Here is a 543-nt window from a genome sequence, read left to right on the forward strand (position 1 = left end):
TCGCGATCCTGGTCGTGTTCCTGATCTGGGTGATCTGGGGGATCGCCCAGGGCGGCGGGACACCCGAGCAGTGCCGCGGGCGCACCGGTGACGACCTGGACCTCTGCGACTCCGCGAGTGACGCGGGGACCGCCATCGGTGTCGGGCTCGTCATCGCCCTCTGGGCCGCCGTCGACGTCATCCTCGGCATCACCTACGGCATCTACCGGCTCAACACCCGGCGCACCTGAACCGCACACGCCCGCGTGGGGTCACCCCGGTGCACAACCGGGGTGACCCCACGCGGGGCGCGTCGAAGCAGGTCAGTGCTTGAACGCGTCCTTCGTCTTCTCCTTGGCCTCGCGGGCGTCGCCCTTGCTCTTCGTGGCCTGGCCCTGCGCCTCCATGCGGTCGTCCCCGGTGGCGCGCCCCAGGGCCTCCTGGGCCTTGCCCTGCGCCTGCTCGGTCTTCGCCTTGGCCTTCTCACCGGCACTCACGGAACACGCCTCCTCGTAGCGTTCGGGCACTGCGTCGTGAGCCCAGCGAGTGCCCGCACTGTTCCTT

General features: G+C 70.2%; 2 protein-coding genes. One reads left to right on the top strand and one right to left on the bottom strand.

The window, feature by feature from the left end; translation table 11 throughout:
• Positions 1 to 230: hypothetical protein (locus tag LPA54_RS36090; RefSeq protein WP_228984759.1), on the top strand; the 230-nt coding region annotated here is incomplete at its 5' end.
• 72 nt (positions 231 to 302) lie between these two features.
• Here the strand turns inward: LPA54_RS36090 and LPA54_RS36095 are convergent.
• Entirely contained in the window at positions 303 to 476 is a 174-nt protein-coding gene (locus LPA54_RS36095) for a CsbD family protein (protein ID WP_093764650.1), read from the bottom strand.
• Between the last annotated feature and the right edge of the window lie 67 nt (positions 477 to 543).

The sequence above is a fragment of the Streptomyces sp. DH12 genome (assembly GCF_020873895.1).
Taxonomy (GTDB): Bacteria; Actinomycetota; Actinomycetes; order Streptomycetales; family Streptomycetaceae; genus Streptomyces.